This is a genomic window from Ferruginibacter sp., from assembly GCF_014377975.1.
Taxonomy (GTDB): Bacteria; Bacteroidota; Bacteroidia; order Chitinophagales; family Chitinophagaceae; genus Ferruginibacter.
Genome location: NZ_JACMOO010000171.1, coordinates 15,949 through 32,780 on the forward strand (window position 1 = coordinate 15,949; position 16,832 = coordinate 32,780).

A 16,832-nucleotide genomic window follows, 5' to 3' on the forward strand; every position below is an offset into this window, starting at 1 on the left:
ACCTGACTCAGGTATGCTTTTTTTATTTAATAAGCCTTTTGCCGGATTTTGTTATCCGGTATGATAACATGGCTGAATAAATTAATAATGACTGACTCCAGATATTCGCCTATGGCTGTTGTTATAGTATTTCCGATAGTTGAATCCCGGCGGTTTATAGTAGGTTGAAACCTGATTGATACAAGACCTCCTCCATAATAAACCTAGCTTAGTTATTTTGATTATACCTCTTTGTATGCCTCAGATATTCAATGGTATAATAAATCCCGTTCATTATTGGTGAACGGGATTTATTATAAAAAATAATTTCATTAAGCTCCCTTGGTAACAGCAGCTTTATCAGTATTGATTACTAAAGGTTCAGTTAAAGCTTTGCTTTTTCCAAGATCAACCAAAACAGGTGAGGCTACAAAAATAGAAGAATAAGTACCCGTAATAACACCAATCAACATAGCAAATGCAAAACCTCTTGTTACTTCACCGCCAAAGATGAACAATATCAAAATGGTTAAGAAAACCGTGAGTGAGGTCATGATGGTACGGCTTAACGTATCGTTGATTGCACGGTTAATGATAGAACCTTTGCTTTCTCCTTTTTTAGCAGTACCACTGTATTCCCTTATACGGTCAAACACAATTACAGTATCATTCATACTAAAACCAATTACGGTTAAAACTGCCGCAATAAAATGCTGATCAATTTCTAAAGGAAATGGCACAATGTTTTTAAAGAAAGAAAAAACAGCCAGCGTAACAAACACATCATGCAGCAGGGCAACAATTGTTCCTACAGAATATCTCCAGTCGCGGAAACGTACAAAAATATAGAGGAAGATAATCAGCATTGCAAACAGTGTTGCCTTAATTGCACCCTTCTTTAATTCTTCAGAAATGGTAGGCTGCACTGTTTGAGAACTTAGGATATTATTTTTGGCAAAATCAGCATAGCTAATACCTGGCAATACTTTTTGTAATCCCTGATATAGTCTGGTTTGTACAAGGCTATCCGCATTATCAACCCCTTTTTTGTAGGAAGTAGTAATATTTAAATGCCTGCTGTCGCCCACAGTTTTAATTATCGGAAAATCTCCGTCAAAAGCATTTTTGAGATCATCTCTTACGGCATCATTTTTTACACTTTGTGGAAAAGCTACCGTGTAACTACGACCACCTTTAAACTCAACCCCTTCATGAAAACCGTTAAAATAAGAACCTATGCCCAGCAACAATACCACCACTGAAATACCATACGCAACTTTTCTGTATTCAATAAATTTAAAGCTGGCATGTTTAAATACTCTTTTTGATATGCCGGTAAAATAATTAAAGTGACGGTTTTTATTAGTCCAGAAATCAGTGATGAGTCTTGAAACTAAAATACCGCAGAACAAAGACAAAACGATACCCAGCATTTGCGTAGTAGCAAACCCTAAAACAGGTCCTAAGCCAAATACAAACAAAATAGCGGCTGTTAAAAAGGTGGTAACGTGCGCATCAATAACCGGTGCCAGTGAACGTCTGTAGCCATCGTTTATAGCCTGTGGATAAGCTTTACCTTTTGTAAGTTCCTCTTTTATTCTTTCAAAAATAATTACATTGGTATCTACTGCTAAGCCGATGGTTAAAACCAAACCTGCAATACCAGCAGCTGTTAAAGTAAAGCCCATGGCGCTTAACACGCCAATGGTAAACAACAAGTTTAGTACAAGCGAAATATTGGCAACCCAGCCACCGGAATTATAGTATAAAAACATTAAACTAAAAATTACTAAAAAGGCGATACCAAACGCCATCATACCACCATTTACTGACGCTTCTCCTAACGTAGGACCAACAACCTGTTCTGCAACAATTTTTGCCGGAGCATTTGTTTTACCGGATTTTAAGATGTTGGAAAGATCCTGCGCTTCTTCTGTGGTAAATTTTCCGGAAATTTCTGTCTGGCCGCCTTCGATTGCGCCTACTACATTTGGTGCAGTATAAACAATGTCATCCAATGCAATGGCAACAGGACGATTCACATTGTTCTTAGTAAGATCAAACCATTTTTTTGCGCCGGTACTGGTCATATTCATTTTAATGGAAGGAGCTCCTTTGTCATCATATCCCTGGAAAGCCTCTTCCACACTTTCTCCATCCATGGGTGCTTTTTCACCAGCCAATGTTTTAACCACATACACATTCATGTATTTAGCACCCTTTTCTGCAACTTCTTCTGTGCCTAATAAAATCTTTGAATCTGTGGGGAAACTATTTCTTACCACGTCTAAAGACAGGTAATAGTTTAACATGGCCGTATCCTTTGCATGGGTAATGAAACTATATTGCCTGTTGTACGGAATTTTTTCCTGGCGGATATCCAGCGGAGTCATTACTTCAAATAAAGCGCTTGCATATTTTGCTTTTTTTGCTGAATCCGCTATACCACTTGAATCGGTTGTACCACTTAAAAAAGCAGCTAAAGAAGTTGCTGCATTTTCGTATCCCTTACCAATTTCATCCAGATTGTAAACAGCCCAAAACTGCAGGTTGGCACTTGCCTGTAAATATTTTCTTACTCTTTCTTTATCAGTTACCCCGGCCAGTTCAACCTGGATTATCCCTTTGTTTTCATCAAGGTTAATGTTGGGTTGTGCCACGCCGAACTTATCGATACGTTTTAATAATATTTTGTAGGTTTCGTTGATAGCACCTTTGGCAATTGTACGTATATCGCTGGTTACCTTATCATCACTGTCAGTAATTTTGATGGCTTTACCGGCACCGGCAAATTTAGACGCCAGGGAAATACCAGGATTTTGTTGTGTAAAAGCTTTGCTGAACAGAGTAATGTAATCGGAATTGCTGGCAATTTTTTGTGCAGTAGCAGTTTGAATTGCTTTTATAAGGGCAGGGTCTTTCGGGTTATTACTGATTGATTTTAACAGCCCTTCCAGTCCTACTTCCATAGTAACACTCATTCCTCCCTGCAAATCCAAACCAAGATTCAGTTCATTCTCTTTACACTTCTGGTAACTGGTACCAATCACAGGATAAATACTTTTTTCTTTTGTGCTGTCAAGGATATGTCTCATCCTAGTTTTCACCAAAGCATTTTTGTCTTCGCCTGTTGCTTCGGGATACTGAGATTTCACAATTCTTTCTGCCTGCGTTTTAACCTTTGCTTCGTAACTGCGTACCACCACCGTGTACGATAATTCCCAGATAGAAATTAATATTAGTGCAATCGCAAAAAACCAGATTAAGCCTTTTAATTTCATATTTGGTTACTTTTAGTAGCTACTTTGTTAATTTTTAGAAGTTGGCAAAGATAGGGGAAAAACTGTTTGAAGTCTGTTAGCGGTTTATTTTAGATTTTTCATCAATTTGCACTTAAATAACCTGTATGCTTTTAAAATTTCCATCCCTTTTGTCCGCTTGTTTTTTTACCTTTTTTTTGTTTTGCAATATTGCGGATGCACAAATACCGGCAAAACGGTTCATCCCCCCGGCAGGTTCTTTAAAAGCCGCTGTGGTTGTGCCTGTTACGGATAGCAGTAAAACAGATAGTATGTTGGTGCAATTGCTGCAACAGTATCCTCAATACTTTAATACGGTACTCAAAAACACCCAACAATGGAATGTCCAATTTATTTATACACAAATAGACAAAGGGGTAAACGGCATACCTGCTTTAAAAAACTATTTTTTTAATGTTGATCCAGCACAATATTTTTACCCTGCATCTACTGTTAAGTTGCCCATCTGTTTGCTTGCCCTGCAGCGGTTAAATGAATTAAAGCAGCAAGGTATTGACAGAAACACTACCATGATAACAGAAGCTAACGAAGATGGACAAACTGTTGTTTATAATGATCCAACTACACCTGATGGAAGACCATCCATTGCCCAATACATAAAAAAAATATTATTGGTTAGCGATAATGACGCTTTTAACAGGCTATATGAATTTTTAGGAAGAAAATACATCAATGAACAATTGCACCAAAAAGGATATGGTGATGTACAGATTCTGCATCGCCTAAGTATTCCATTATCACTACAACAAAACCGGGCTACCAATCCTATCAACTTTTTCGGACCTGATAAAAAGATTATTTATCGTCAGCCGATGCGGTACGATTCTTCCATCTATGAACAGCGCAATGATTCGATTGGCAAAGGCTATTACAAAGGCGATTCTTTAATCAAAATGCCAATGAACTTTTCTGAAAAAAACAGGATTAGTCTGCAGGATCTGCACAATATTTTATTGAGCCTGGTTTTTCCGGAAAAAGTTATGGCTTCGCAACGGTTTAATATTACAGAGGATGACAGAAATTTTATATTGAAATATATGAGCGAATTACCCACTGAAAGCCACTACCCTCCTTATGCTGCAGACACTGCAAATTATTGGCCTGCCTACTGTAAGTTTTTATTATTTGGTTCAGAAAAAGGAGCCCTTCCAAAAAATATCCGAGTTTTCAATAAAGTGGGAGATGCTTATGGGCAGTTAACTGACGTTGCTTACATTGTTGACTTTGATAAAAAAATTGAATTCTTTTTATCAGCCATTATTTATTGCAACAATGACGGTATTTTAAATGATGACAAGTATGATTATGATAACATTGGTTTACCATTTATGAAACATCTGGGCGAAGTATTGTATGAGTATGAACTAAAACGTACAAAGAAAAATGTACCAGATCTTTCTCCTTTACTATTTAATTATGATGGTCGTTAACTACAAGCTTGCCTAAGAATTGACAAGCCCTATCCTGATTTGACAAACAAATTTTAAATGATTTCTTTATAGTTTATGGCAAGTTGGAAGTCCACCTGGAAGATGGGCTATAATATTTCCACAACAGCGCAGAAAGCCTGCGGGTAAGCACCCAGGCTTTATTGTCGTTTGTCCAGCTCTGGTCTTTATTATTTTTTGTAAACACACTTAAAATATATGGGTTCTTTCCATTGTTTACATACATCACTTCACTCCGGCTTTCATCCACTGCTCCATTTTTATCCGCTGTAAAAACACCTGGCGGTACCTGGCTCATCGCCTGCTCATCCCAATACTGACGGGCTAGTAAACGGAGCATTTTTTCGCTGCTGGAAGTATCTAAAATTTCGTTGTTTACAATCCGCTGCATAAAAATATTTATCTCACGGGGCGTAGTTTGTCCCCATCCGTAATTGTTGCTGTTTTGTTCCCTGCCTGCAGTTCTGCTATTTACCCTGGTAGCTTTAAACCCAATACTGTCGAGTATTTCATTGATCCTTACTCCTCCTCCTGCCAAGGCCTGTAGCCATAGACTTGCTGTGTTATCACTGGTTGTAAGCATCAGCATTAGTACTTTACTTAGCTTAATTTTTTCACCATCTTTAAATGACCCTAAAATATCTTCGCCCGCATATAATAAAGAGTCTTTGTACACCAGTTGCTGATGATAGTCCATTTCATTTTTCTTAATCTTGTCCATGATACCAGTGAGAATAGAAATCTTAACAATACTTGCAGTAGGAAAAATAGTATCGGCATTTACTGCAGCAAAAGTATTGTGTTTCAGATCATGTATATAAACACCTATATCCCCGTTAAAGCCTTTTATCAGGTGCTCAATTTGCAGCTGTAATTTTTTATCTTTTTTTTGTGCCTGTATGACACAAGGCAATAAAAAAAATAGCAGTATTATTGAGAGTTTCATATAATTTAATTTATGCTTTTTTAAAATTTTTCTACATCAAAAAACCTCCTATTTTGTTAATTCAAGTATCACTGCTTTATCGGCACCAAGGGTAAAATCTTTTAATTCCGTTTTTGTTTTTGTAATCACATCAGTTGATTTTGTAAAGCCTTTTGTTCTTTCAGCATATTTGCCAAAGGATATTATTTTATCCGTTTTAGCCGTATTCATCACCACCATTACAGTTTGTTTATCATCATATCGAAAGTAAGTGTACACGCCATCTTCCGGAAAATATTGCATCATTTTTCCAAATCGGATGGCAGAGGAATTTTTTCTGAAATTTGCCAGGTCATAAACGTGTCTCCATATTTCATGGTCTTTAACAGTTCTGCCACTAAGTTCAAATTTATTTAGTTTGTCGCCGGGAAAGCCTCCGGGAAAATCAAGCCGTACATAACCATCGTTGGGAGAAGTAGTGCCAGTAGTAGCCAGTTCATCCCCATAATATATTTCCGGTATACCCCGGCAGGTAAACAACCAGCACAAAGCAGATTTATATTTGTCCATATTCTCTCCTACTACTGAATAAAACCTTGCCATATCATGGTTATCTAAAAAAATCACATTGCGCATGGGATCTTTGTAAACAAAATCCTGGGCCAGTGTAGTGTAGAGATTATTAACGCCGTCGCTCCATCCAAAATCTTTTGTCATCGCATCGGTAATACCCCACAAAGTTTGAAAATCGGTAGCCGCCTGCAGGTTACTTTTAAAAGGAATGTTATAATTGTTTTGTACAAAATAACTTTGATTGGGAACACCGTGCACCCATGTTTCACCAAACAGGGTTATGCGGGGATATTCATCCGTCAATGCTTTATTACAACGGTTCATAAAGTCGAGATCGTTGTAAGCATAGGTATCTATGCGCCATCCATCGATTCCAAATTCTTCCACCGTCCACAAAGCATGCTGAATTAAAAAATTTGCCACAAAGGAGTTATTTTCATTTAGATCAGGCATTTGAGGGGTAAACCATCCATCAGACATTTTTTTCTTCTCCAGGGGGGATGCATAGGGATCAAACAAAACCTGGTCTTTAAAATTAGTATTGGTATAAGATGCCCATTGGTGTAACCAGTCTTTCATTGGCAAATCCTGCACCGTAAAATGGAAGAGGCCTACATGATTGTACACTGCATCCTGTATAATTTTTAATCCTCTCTGGTGGGCCGAATCTATCAGTTGATGATAAGCCTTTTCGCCACCTAACCTCGGATCAATTTTATAATGATTGGTAAATGCATAGCCATGCTCGGTGCGGTTGGGCATATCATTTTCCACCACGGGGTTAAGCCACAGCGTGGTAACCCCTAACTCCAGCAAATATTGTAAATGATTGGTGATGCCCTGTAAGTCGCCCCCATGGCGATTAAACACCGTATCCCTGTTCAGCGACTGGTCACGCATTCCTGCAACACGATCGTTGGAGGTATCACCATTGCTGAACCGGTCGGGCAAAATCAGGTACATAAAATCATCCGATCTTACCCCTTGTGCAAAATGTACACCCCTACCCTCCCGTTTTGTTTTAATTTCAAAATCAATGGTGAACGGTTTATTTTCCCGGTTCACTTTTATCTTTACAATACCTGGTTTTGTGGTGGAGGCAATTACAATATCTAAAAATACATAATTGATATTTTCAACTTTATTGATCTTTTCTATTTTAACTCCGGGATATAAAATACTAAAACCACCTTTGGCATTTGCAATGCTATCTCCATGAATCATTATCTGCACTTTATTCCACTTCATACCCGTCCACCAGTTGGTAGGGTAACATTGATAACTGCTTTGCTGCCCATTTACAAAAATTACAAAGCACAAAAAAATGAACAATCCGAAACCCTTTTTCATAGTTATTATTTTATTTTTATTCGCAGGGTTAACAGGGCCGCAACAATCATCAAACACCCACCCAGCACCAGTGTATAAATAGCATTGCCATTAAAAAAATGTTTGGTAAAAACCCCTAAAAGTGTAGCGGCAAGAATTTGTGGTATTACAATAAAAAAATTAAAAATGCCCATATAAACACCCATTTTATTAGAAGGTAACGCTGCGGTTAACATAGAATAAGGCATCGATAAAATACTTGACCATGCAAGCCCGATACCCGCCATGCTTAGGATGAGCAGGTATTTATCTGTAAATATAAAAAAAGAAATCATTCCGATTCCGCCAGCTACCAGGCAAATTAAATGCGTCATTGGGCGGCCGGTTTTCTTTGCAAGCACGGGCAATAAAAATGCAAAAAGAGCAGAGAAGCCATTGTAAAATCCAAATAGTACGCCTACCCAGTTTCCTATTTCATTGTATGCTTTTGAAGAAGTATCCGTAGTATTTGCAATGTTTTGAGCCAAAGCTGGTGTGGCATAAATCCACATGGCGAATAGTGCAAACCAGGTAAAAAATTGTACTACGGCCAATTGCTTCATGGTGTCGGGCATTTTGTATAAATCATTCACAACCTCTACCAGTCCGTTTTTCTTTTTACCAGACCAAAACATACCTGCTATCAATTGAATAATACCAAAGCTTGCAATACCCAGGGTTAGTACGTACAATTCTTTCTCCAGTGGCATTTCCAAATGCATTGCATTGTAGTAATACAATAAAAAACTTACAATGGTCCCGGTTATTAACCATATCAAACCTTTGCTGTAAAATGATTTTACCGGAGTGGTAATAATGGAATGATCTACCTGCTGTTGTTCAACAGATTCAAAACTTTTAAGCTCTGCAGGTGAATATTCTTTTGTGGTAAAAACGGTGTAGGCAACGGATAAAAAAAATACAACTGCCCCAATATAAAAAGAGAATTTTACTGAGTTGGGTATGATGCCCGGCGCTGCCTCATTGGCAACACCCAACGTTGTTAATAAGTAAGGTAATATGGATGAAACCACTGCACCAATGCCTATAAAAAAACTTTGCATCGCAAAACCCGCAGTGCGTTGGTCATCGGGCAGCATATCACCTACAAATGCACGAAATGGTTCCATCGAAATATTGATGGATGCATCCAGCAACCACAACATAACGGCGGCCATCCACAAAGCATATACATTTGGAAAAACAAGCAGGGCAACGGAAGCCAGTATTGCACCAATTAAGAAGAACGGCCTTCTTCTTCCCCATGCTGGCGACCAGGTTTTATCACTTAGATGACCAATAACAGGTTGTATAATAAGACCTGTTAAAGGAGCAGCAATCCAAAGAATCGGTATGTCATCAATCTTTGCACCCAATGACTGAAAAATGCGGCTGACATTGGCATTTTGCAACCCAAAGCCAAACTGAATACCTAAAAATCCCACACTCATATTAATGATCTGGCGAAGAGTTAGTATTGGCTTTTTAGCAGTAATGAAGGAAGACATAGCAAGAGTTTAAAGTATATATTTTTACAAAAAAATACACATGGGTTGCGTTGAAATAAAAAAACATCCTGCTGAGCAGGATGTTTTTTTATTTTGGTTTCTTAAATAACAAAACCATCTGGCAAAACAGCACGTTTCTTTACTACAACAATGCCGTCTTTTACTGTATACAATTCATGATCTGAATCCTGGAGATGACTTCCTCCATTGATGCGCACATCATTACCGATGCGGCAGTTTTTATCAACTATGGTATTTTTAATATAGCACCTGTCGCCGATACCGCATTGTGGAATCCCCTTCTGCTGGTTGTCGGTAATTTCTTTAATGGTTTGGTAATAATCGTTGCCCATAATATAACTGCTAACAATGGTAGAACCATGGCCAATACGGCTTCTTACCCCTATTACACTGTTTTCAATTCGGCTGGCATTGATGATGGAACCTTCTGCAATGATGGTTTTTTCTAAAGTTGTACCGCTTATTTTTGCCGGCGGCAACATCCTTGCCCTTGTGTATACCACTTTTTGGTTATCAAATAAATTAAAGAGTGGCAGGTCGAGCGTTAATGCAAGATTTGCTTCAAAGAAGGAATAAATATTTCCAATGTCTGTCCAGTATCCATCATATTGATAACTGATCACTTTGTATTTTTCAATCGAAGTGGGAATGATTTCTTTACCAAAATCGGTGGCATCTTTTTTCTCATCTTCCAGCAAATCAAATAAAAGCTTTCTGTTAAAAATATAAATACCCATGGAAGCCAGGTAATTTCTTCCCTGCTTTTTCATATCTGCCCCGGTATCACTCACCCAATCCGGCAGCAATTCGGCTTTGGGCTTTTCTATAAAGCTTGTAATTACATTTTCTTCATTGGCTTTTAATATGCCAAACTCCGGCGCTTCCCTATCCCCCACCGGTATGGTGGCAATAGAAATATCCGCCCCGCTGGCAGCATGATTGTTAATCATTTCCTCAAAATCCATCTGGTACAACTGGTCGCCGCTTAATATTAAAACATACTCAAAATCGTAGGTGTTAATGTGCCGTAGCGACTGACGTACCGCATCTGCTGTACCCTGAAACCATCCGGCGTTATCCGGCGTTTGCTCTGCGGCAAGAATATCTACAAATCCCTTGCTGAAGATGCTGAACTGGTAGGTATTTTTTATATGCTTGTTGAGGGAGGCAGAGTTAAACTGTGTAAGTACCAATATCCGGTTAAGGCTCGAATTAATACAATTGGAAATGGGGATATCCACCAGGCGATACTTACCTGCAATAGGTACTGCAGGCTTACTGCGACTGGCTGTAAGCGGGTATAACCTTGATCCTGCTCCTCCTCCTAATACTATTGAAATAACTGAATTACTATCCATATATGGCTGGTTAAATGTTTACTGAATTAAAATGCAATGCTTTATTAAATATATTACAATTCCCGAAACTACTATAGTAAACTGCTGTATAAATTAATATAACTCTCAGCGCTCTTTTGCCAGCTGTTATCTATCTTCATAATTGTTGTTCGTATTTTATGCAGGCGTTTGGTTTTTTTATATAATTCCAACGCCCGGTGAATTGAGTAAGTGATATCCCAAACGGTAGCATCATTAAAAACAATTCCATATCCTCCTGGTTCGCCGTAATCAATTACGGTGTCCCTTAAACCTCCGGTATTTCTTACAATAGGGATGGTGCCATACCGCATGGCATACATCTGATTTAATCCACAAGGCTCTACCCTGCTGGGCATTAATAAAAAATCAGCCCCTGCATACATCTGGTGACTTAGTTTTTCATTGTAACCAATTTTTGAATTGTAATAACCTGCCAATGGTGTCTTCATATTTTCCAGTTCCTGTTCCACAATGGCATCACCACTGCCAAGAATTAAAAAATTCATAGTGCCCTGCAAGTGGTATACCGCATCATAAATAGCCTGCGGTAATAAATCAGCGGCCTTTTCATGCACCAGCCTTCCGATAAAAATAAACAACGGCTTTTCAATGTCTAAACTAAACTGTTCGCACAATATTTGTTTACTGGCCAGTTTACCTTCCGCTACATTTTCTACACTAAAATTATTATCAATGTAACTGTCAGCAGCAGGGTTCCATACGGCATCATCAATGCCATTTAATATGCCGGTACATTTGCCCTTCTCGTATTCAAATAAATTTTCCAAACCATTTGCGTTGGAACGCATTTCCTCCAGATAACTCTGACTAACGGTGGTAACTTTTGTAGCGCATTTTACCGCACTGGCCAATGGATTGATATTTTTATTCCAATCAAGTTTCCCCCACTCCCAAGAGTTCCATTCAGGAAGATAAATGGCTTTATCCCAGCCCATCCATCCCTGGTATTGCGCATTGTGAATGGTAAGCACTGTAGGTATGGCGGCCAGGTGCTGGTAGGCATAACAGTACTGCATCATAAAAGGGATAAGCCCGGTATGATGATCATGCACATGCACAACATCCGGCTTATGATTCCATTTACTAACCCAGTCAACTACAGCAATCTGAAAGGCAGTGAACCTTTCGGCATCATCATAATATCCATAAACGGCTTCCCGGTCAAGTAAGCCATTAATATCCACCAGGTAAAGATCAAAACCAAGTTTGTTGGTTCTTTCTTTTATAATGGTGTAATTAAACCAGTATGGCCCCATCCCAAAAGATCCCTTATGAGCAATATCAAATTCATTTTCGTACAAAAATTTTGTTTTGTACATAGGCATCACCACTTTGGCGATGTGCCCAAGCTGGTGCTGGTATTTCGGCAAAGCCCCCACCACATCACCCAATCCACCAGCCTTTGCTACGGGATAACATTCTGCGCTTACATGTAGTATTTCCATTCTTTAAAGATTATCTTAAAATCCTTTCAATTTATGAATGTTTTTTCTTTGAACAATCAATGTCTGAAAATAAAATACCGGGCTGTTGTATTGCTACAGATTGTTTTTTAATTTGATTACTGAAAGATATAAATGAACGTTTACAAATTATAATAATCTTTTTAAATTACAGGAGCTGGAAATATTATAAAAAAAATTTACTGCAGAAAATAGTCATTCACTTTTAGTAAGAACACACACTGTTTATTTTTTCAAGTAAACAAAAAAAATGATAACTTTCCTCATTCTTAATAAAACTCAACGATTCAATATGAGCCAACAAACCAAATGGTCGCAATTCGGAACCCTTGTAACAGTATTTTTTTTCTGGGGATTTGTAGCTGCAAGTAATGACATTTTAATACCCGTATTTCGAAAGGCATTTAATTTATCACAATTTCAAAGTCAGTTGGTATCGGTAGCGTTTTATGTGGCATATACAGTCGGGTCAATTATTTATTACATAGTTTCTAAACTAATTGGTAGCGACCTTTTGAATAAAATGGGTTACAAAAATGGAATTGCTTTAGGATTAATTATTTCCGCCATCGGTACTTTATTGTTTTATCCTGCTGCTAATACGGCCTCTTTTACCTTAATGCTAACCGGCCTGTTTGTAGTGGGTCTTGGGTTTTCATTGCAGCAAATTGCAGCAAACCCATTAGCGATAATAATGGGGGATCCTAAAACAGGTTCACAGCGTTTAATCATGGCGGGCGGTGTAAATAATTTTGGCACTACCATCGGTCCATTACTGGTAAGCTTTGCCATTTTTGGAAGTGTGGCCTCAGGCCGTACAGTTGCCAGCATTGAAAGCGTCAAAACTCCTTATTTGATAGTTGGACTTGCTTTTTTATTAGTTGCACTGTTCATAAAGTTTTCCTCTGTTCCTAACAAAATAGATCTGGAACATGTTGCAGAAGAAGAAGCGGTTACAGGAGATAAATTAATTCACAGAAATTCTGCCTTTCAATACCCGCAATTGTGGCTGGGCATGATTGCCATTTTTGTTTATGTAGGTGTGGAAGTTTCAACTGCCAGTAATTTACCAGCATACATGGAGCAGCATTTGGGTGTTCCAACAGATAAAGTAGCTCCTTATATTTCATTGTATTGGGCTAGTTTAATGATTGGCCGCTGGACAGGTGCGGTGGGTGCCTTTGATGTAAGTAAAGGGGCCAAACAGATACTTAATTTTTTAATGCCCTACCTGGCGTTTGGCGTTTTTTTACTGGTAAATACCATTGCACAGCATGACGTTACACAGTTTTTTGTATATGCGTTTGTGATAGCTATAATGATTGCAGGTGATATTTTAAGCAAGGGTAATCCAGCAAGAATGTTGCTGATTTTTGCTGCAATGGGAATCACTGCTTTATGTATCGGTATGTTGACAACAGGTATGGTAAGTGCCTATGCGTTCATAAGTGTAGGTCTTTTTTGCAGTACCTTATGGCCGTGCATCTTTACATTGGCTGTTGCCGGCCTGGGCAAAAATACAGGACAAGGAAGCAGCTTGTTAATTATGATGATTATGGGAGGAGGTTTAATAAGTGCCTTGCAGGGATGGCTGGCAGATAAAACAGGTATTCAGTTTAGTTACATCGTTGGTGTTGCCTGTTTTGCGTATCTTGCATTCTATGCTATACGTGCTAAATCTGTTTTAAAATCGCAGGGAATAGATTACGATGCATTGAATGCAGAAGGCGGCCATTAATGGAAGCGAATTAAGTTACAGCAGCATGCGCTGCTATTTTTCATCTTTAATAATTTAGAATCCGTTATGCGCAAACCATACGCCATAGGTATTGACGTGGGGGGAACAACCACCAAATTTGGTATTGTAAACCGCCATGGAGAAATTTTAGAACAGGATCGTATCCCGAGCAATGCACACGAAGTGGTGGAAGAATTTATAGACGACCTGTGTGCCAAGTTGCTACCAATGGTGAAAAGAGCTGGTGGCATTGAAAAATTTGTTGGCATTGGTATGGGCGCCCCCAACGGAAATTTATATACCGGCACCATTGAATATGCGCCTAATTTAAGATGGAAAGGCATTATTCCGATTGCTGATTTAATGCAAAAAAAATTCGGCCTTAAAACGATATTGACCAATGATGCCAATGCAGCGGCAGTAGGAGAAATGATGTATGGTATTACTAAAGACATTAAACATTTTATAACCATTACTTTGGGAACCGGTGTTGGTAGCGGCATTGTGATTGACGGAAAAATTGTAGTGGGATATGATGGCTTTGCGGGCGAGCTTGGGCATACTATTATCCGCCCTGGTGGCCGCTTGCATAAAAGTACCGGCGCTCATGGAAGTCTTGAAGCGTACGCCTCTGCAACCGGTGTCAGGCAAACAGCTATTGAAATGCTTACAGAACATCCTGAAGTACCGAGCCTGTTGCGTAACTACACTATCAACGAATTAACAAGCGAAACAGTATATGATTGTGCCATGCAGGGGGATGGCATTGCTAACCGGATTTTTGAATTTACGGGACAGATACTGGGTGAATCACTGGCTAATTTTATTATGTTCTCTTCACCAGAAGCCATCGTATTCTTTGGTGGCCTCACCAAGGCGGGTCCGTTATTGCTAAACCCAACCAGGAAACACATGGAAGCTAATCTGCTTCCGATTTTTCAAAACAAAGTAAAGCTTTTGTTTAGCGAATTGAAAGAAGCGGATGCAGCTATATTGGGCGCCAGTGCCCTGATATGGGATACGGTACGGGATGAAAAGGGCGTATTTTAAAAAAGGAAAATCAATACTATATAATTTTATTACAACAAAAAGCCAGGCGGTATGCACTGGCTTTTTGTTGTAATTTATTCTTTGATAAATGCAATATTATAACATGGCTTTTTCCTGCATCCAGTTATTTCTGCCCCATCCTTCAATAACATGTTTATCGCTATGATAAGATGACCTTACCAGTGGCCCGCTTTCCACATAATCAAATCCCATCTGGTAACCAATTTCCCTCAGTTCTTTAAACTCGTCCGGGTGCACAAAACGTTGTACCTGTAAATGTTTTTTGCTGGGCTGCAGGTATTGACCAATTGTAATTACATCTACCTTACTGTCACGCAAATTCTGCATGGTTTGCACCACTTCTTCCTTTACTTCGCCAAGGCCCAGCATGATACCACTTTTAGTGCGCATGCCGCCTTGTTTTAAAATGCGCAAAGTTTCCATACTGCGCCAGTATTTGGCTTGTATGCGTACCTGCCGTGTTAGCCTTTCTACCGTTTCTATATTGTGCGATACAACTTGTGGTGCAGCATCAATTATTCGTTGAATATTTTCTGCTTCCGCTTTAAAATCGGGTATCAGCGTTTCCAGCGTGGTATGAGGGTTTAATGCTTTGATGGCTTTGATGGTGTTATACCAGATGATGGAACCTCCATCCCGTATTTCATCCCTGTCAACCGACGTAACTACGGCATGTTTTACCTTCATTAAATGGATGGCTTCAGCTACCCGCTGAGGTTCATCCCAATCTACCGCTTCCGGCCTTCCTGTTGCTACCGCACAAAAACCACAGCTTCTTGTGCAAATATTACCCAGTATCATAAAAGTGGCCGTACCCTCTCCCCAGCATTCGCCCATGTTGGGGCAATTGCCACTTTCGCAAATAGTATGAAGTTTATGGGTGTCCACCAAATTTCTTACATGGCGGTAATCTTCACCAATGGGTAACTTAACTCTTAGCCAATCCGGCTTTTTTATTGTAGGGATTACTGGTTCTTCTAACATAGGTAATTCTATCATTCAAATATTTTATAATTTAAAATAATTAATTTATGCTCAGCCTGGTTAAGTTCAATATTGCAAGAACAGGCTTTATTTTTTGCTCCTGAACCAACTTAGTGTAATCCGGCTTTTGCTGGTATACCTTCATGTTGAGGCAGGTGGGAAAATGACCCCTTGGCAGAAGAAAATAAAAAGAGCCAGCTTGCTTCTTAAAGAAGGCATTCTATTTTCTTTTACCAAACATAATTGTTACGTATAAGTTCACAAATAAGTTTTTAGGCGTAGAGAATACCAGTTGTGGTATTTTCTTAGCATACAATTCGGCAGTTACACCAACTTCTATTGCACTCAAAACTTCATTATACCTGCCATAATCAAAACGCAATGCTGCTTTGGCATAGGCGCCGGGTGTAACTTTTAAATTACCCCATCCTTTACCAAAAGTGGGTCCTGTAGCCTGCAGATAATAAAGCAGGGAACTGGAACTGAATGTATTGCTGTCGGCACTTTCGTATCGGATAGATTTTCTTGCTGCCGGTGATTTGGTGGTATCGAAAACATCCAAATAATACGGCCTTAATAATCCAAGCGAAATGCCGCCGCCAAAATTAGCTGTAATACTCACCCCATTTTTATTGCTTTTATTACCCAATAAAATTTGCTGTTGCACACCAAGTTTTACCGGATAGAAAAAATTTATTTTACCAAAAATCAGCGAAGGTCCTGCATAGAAAGAATTAGTTTGTTTGTCTTCTTTGGAATTTTTGCGTTCTGCAATATCCAGTTGAAATAACAGGGATTTTTTAATAGATTGTGCCCTTCCAATTTCCATAAAACCACCATACCCGTCGTTGGTTAATTTAAATCCAAATGCGGTGTGTTTGGTATAAGTAATTACGCCCTCTTCCTCCTGCCGGATGAGTGCATTTATTTTTTGGCGATGTTCTTCTTTTTTGTCTTTTTTAGTTTGCTGTCCAAATACCTGGGATGTTGCCGTTATTGCCAGGATAATAAAAAATATTTTGCGCATGGTAATT

The 16,832-nt window shown here is 38.9% G+C and carries 11 protein-coding genes; 3 read left to right on the plus strand and 8 right to left on the minus strand.

The genetic code is table 11. The annotated features are described in order from the left end of the window. Positions 1–311 precede the first annotated feature (311 nt). On the minus strand, positions 312–3,260 hold the full coding sequence (gene secDF / locus H7254_RS09725; RefSeq protein WP_301932781.1) for a protein translocase subunit SecDF: 2,949 nt from the start codon (positions 3,258–3,260) through the stop codon (positions 312–314). Positions 3,261–3,436: 176 nt separating this feature from the next. On the opposite strand from secDF, the gene H7254_RS09730 reads away from it, so the two are divergent. Next, entirely contained in the window at positions 3,437–4,729 is a 1,293-nt protein-coding gene (locus H7254_RS09730) for a serine hydrolase (protein ID WP_301932782.1), read from the plus strand. 73 nt (positions 4,730–4,802) lie between these two features. Here the strand turns inward: H7254_RS09730 and H7254_RS09735 are convergent, their stop codons facing one another. The 5 genes from H7254_RS09735 to H7254_RS09755 all read right to left on the minus strand — a co-directional run bounded on the left by H7254_RS09735 (position 4,803) and on the right by H7254_RS09755 (position 11,987). Further along, positions 4,803–5,693 (minus strand): serine hydrolase, encoded by an 891-nt coding sequence (locus H7254_RS09735; protein WP_301932783.1) that lies wholly within the window; start codon positions 5,691–5,693, stop codon positions 4,803–4,805. A gap of 48 nt (positions 5,694–5,741) precedes the next feature. Continuing rightward, a complete protein-coding gene (locus tag H7254_RS09740; RefSeq protein ID WP_301932784.1) occupies positions 5,742–7,595 on the minus strand; it encodes an alpha-amylase family glycosyl hydrolase in 1,854 nt (617 codons plus the stop codon). 5 nt (positions 7,596–7,600) lie between these two features. Further along, positions 7,601–9,121: an MFS transporter gene (locus H7254_RS09745; RefSeq protein ID WP_301932785.1), complete on the minus strand. Its 1,521-nt coding sequence runs from the start codon at positions 9,119–9,121 to the stop codon at positions 7,601–7,603. 101 nt (positions 9,122–9,222) lie between these two features. Next, a complete protein-coding gene (locus H7254_RS09750) occupies positions 9,223–10,500 on the minus strand; it encodes a glucose-1-phosphate adenylyltransferase (protein WP_301932786.1) in 1,278 nt (425 codons plus the stop codon). Between the two features lie 71 nt (positions 10,501–10,571). Next, positions 10,572–11,987 (minus strand): glycogen synthase, encoded by a 1,416-nt coding sequence (locus tag H7254_RS09755; protein WP_301932787.1) that lies wholly within the window; start codon positions 11,985–11,987, stop codon positions 10,572–10,574. A gap of 310 nt (positions 11,988–12,297) precedes the next feature. Between H7254_RS09755 and H7254_RS09760 the strand changes: the two genes are divergently transcribed. Both H7254_RS09760 and H7254_RS09765 read left to right on the plus strand, forming a co-directional pair. After that, complete coding sequence (locus H7254_RS09760; protein ID WP_301932788.1) at positions 12,298–13,743, plus strand: MFS transporter; 1,446 nt, start codon at positions 12,298–12,300, stop codon at positions 13,741–13,743. Between the two features lie 66 nt (positions 13,744–13,809). Next, positions 13,810–14,793: an ROK family protein gene (locus tag H7254_RS09765; RefSeq protein ID WP_301932789.1), complete on the plus strand. Its 984-nt coding sequence runs from the start codon at positions 13,810–13,812 to the stop codon at positions 14,791–14,793. Between the two features lie 96 nt (positions 14,794–14,889). Here the strand turns inward: H7254_RS09765 and lipA are convergent, their stop codons facing one another. Next, the gene (lipA, locus tag H7254_RS09770; RefSeq protein WP_301932790.1) at positions 14,890–15,813 is read right to left on the minus strand and encodes a lipoyl synthase; all 924 of its coding nucleotides are present in this window, start codon (positions 15,811–15,813) and stop codon (positions 14,890–14,892) included. Between the two features lie 205 nt (positions 15,814–16,018). After that, positions 16,019–16,825 carry a hypothetical protein gene (locus H7254_RS09775; RefSeq protein ID WP_301932791.1) on the minus strand — a complete coding sequence of 269 codons (807 nt, stop codon included), beginning with the start codon at positions 16,823–16,825 and terminating at the stop codon, positions 16,019–16,021. Positions 16,826–16,832: the final 7 nt, after the last annotated feature.

What these genes read in the sequence shown, in the direction of transcription:
- secDF (WP_301932781.1), bottom strand. Translation starts at nt 3,260, where the DNA reads ATGAAATTAAAAGGCTTAATCTGGTTTTTTGCGATTGCACTAATATTA.
- H7254_RS09735 (WP_301932783.1), bottom strand. Translation starts at nt 5,693, where the DNA reads ATGAAACTCTCAATAATACTGCTATTTTTTTTATTGCCTTGTGTCATA.
- H7254_RS09740 (WP_301932784.1), bottom strand. Translation starts at nt 7,595, where the DNA reads ATGAAAAAGGGTTTCGGATTGTTCATTTTTTTGTGCTTTGTAATTTTT.
- H7254_RS09745 (WP_301932785.1), bottom strand. Translation starts at nt 9,121, where the DNA reads ATGTCTTCCTTCATTACTGCTAAAAAGCCAATACTAACTCTTCGCCAG.
- H7254_RS09750 (WP_301932786.1), bottom strand. Translation starts at nt 10,500, where the DNA reads ATGGATAGTAATTCAGTTATTTCAATAGTATTAGGAGGAGGAGCAGGA.
- H7254_RS09755 (WP_301932787.1), bottom strand. Translation starts at nt 11,987, where the DNA reads ATGGAAATACTACATGTAAGCGCAGAATGTTATCCCGTAGCAAAGGCT.
- H7254_RS09760 (WP_301932788.1), top strand. Translation starts at nt 12,298, where the DNA reads ATGAGCCAACAAACCAAATGGTCGCAATTCGGAACCCTTGTAACAGTA.
- H7254_RS09765 (WP_301932789.1), top strand. Translation starts at nt 13,810, where the DNA reads ATGCGCAAACCATACGCCATAGGTATTGACGTGGGGGGAACAACCACC.
- lipA (WP_301932790.1), bottom strand. Translation starts at nt 15,813, where the DNA reads ATGATAGAATTACCTATGTTAGAAGAACCAGTAATCCCTACAATAAAA.
- H7254_RS09775 (WP_301932791.1), bottom strand. Translation starts at nt 16,825, where the DNA reads ATGCGCAAAATATTTTTTATTATCCTGGCAATAACGGCAACATCCCAG.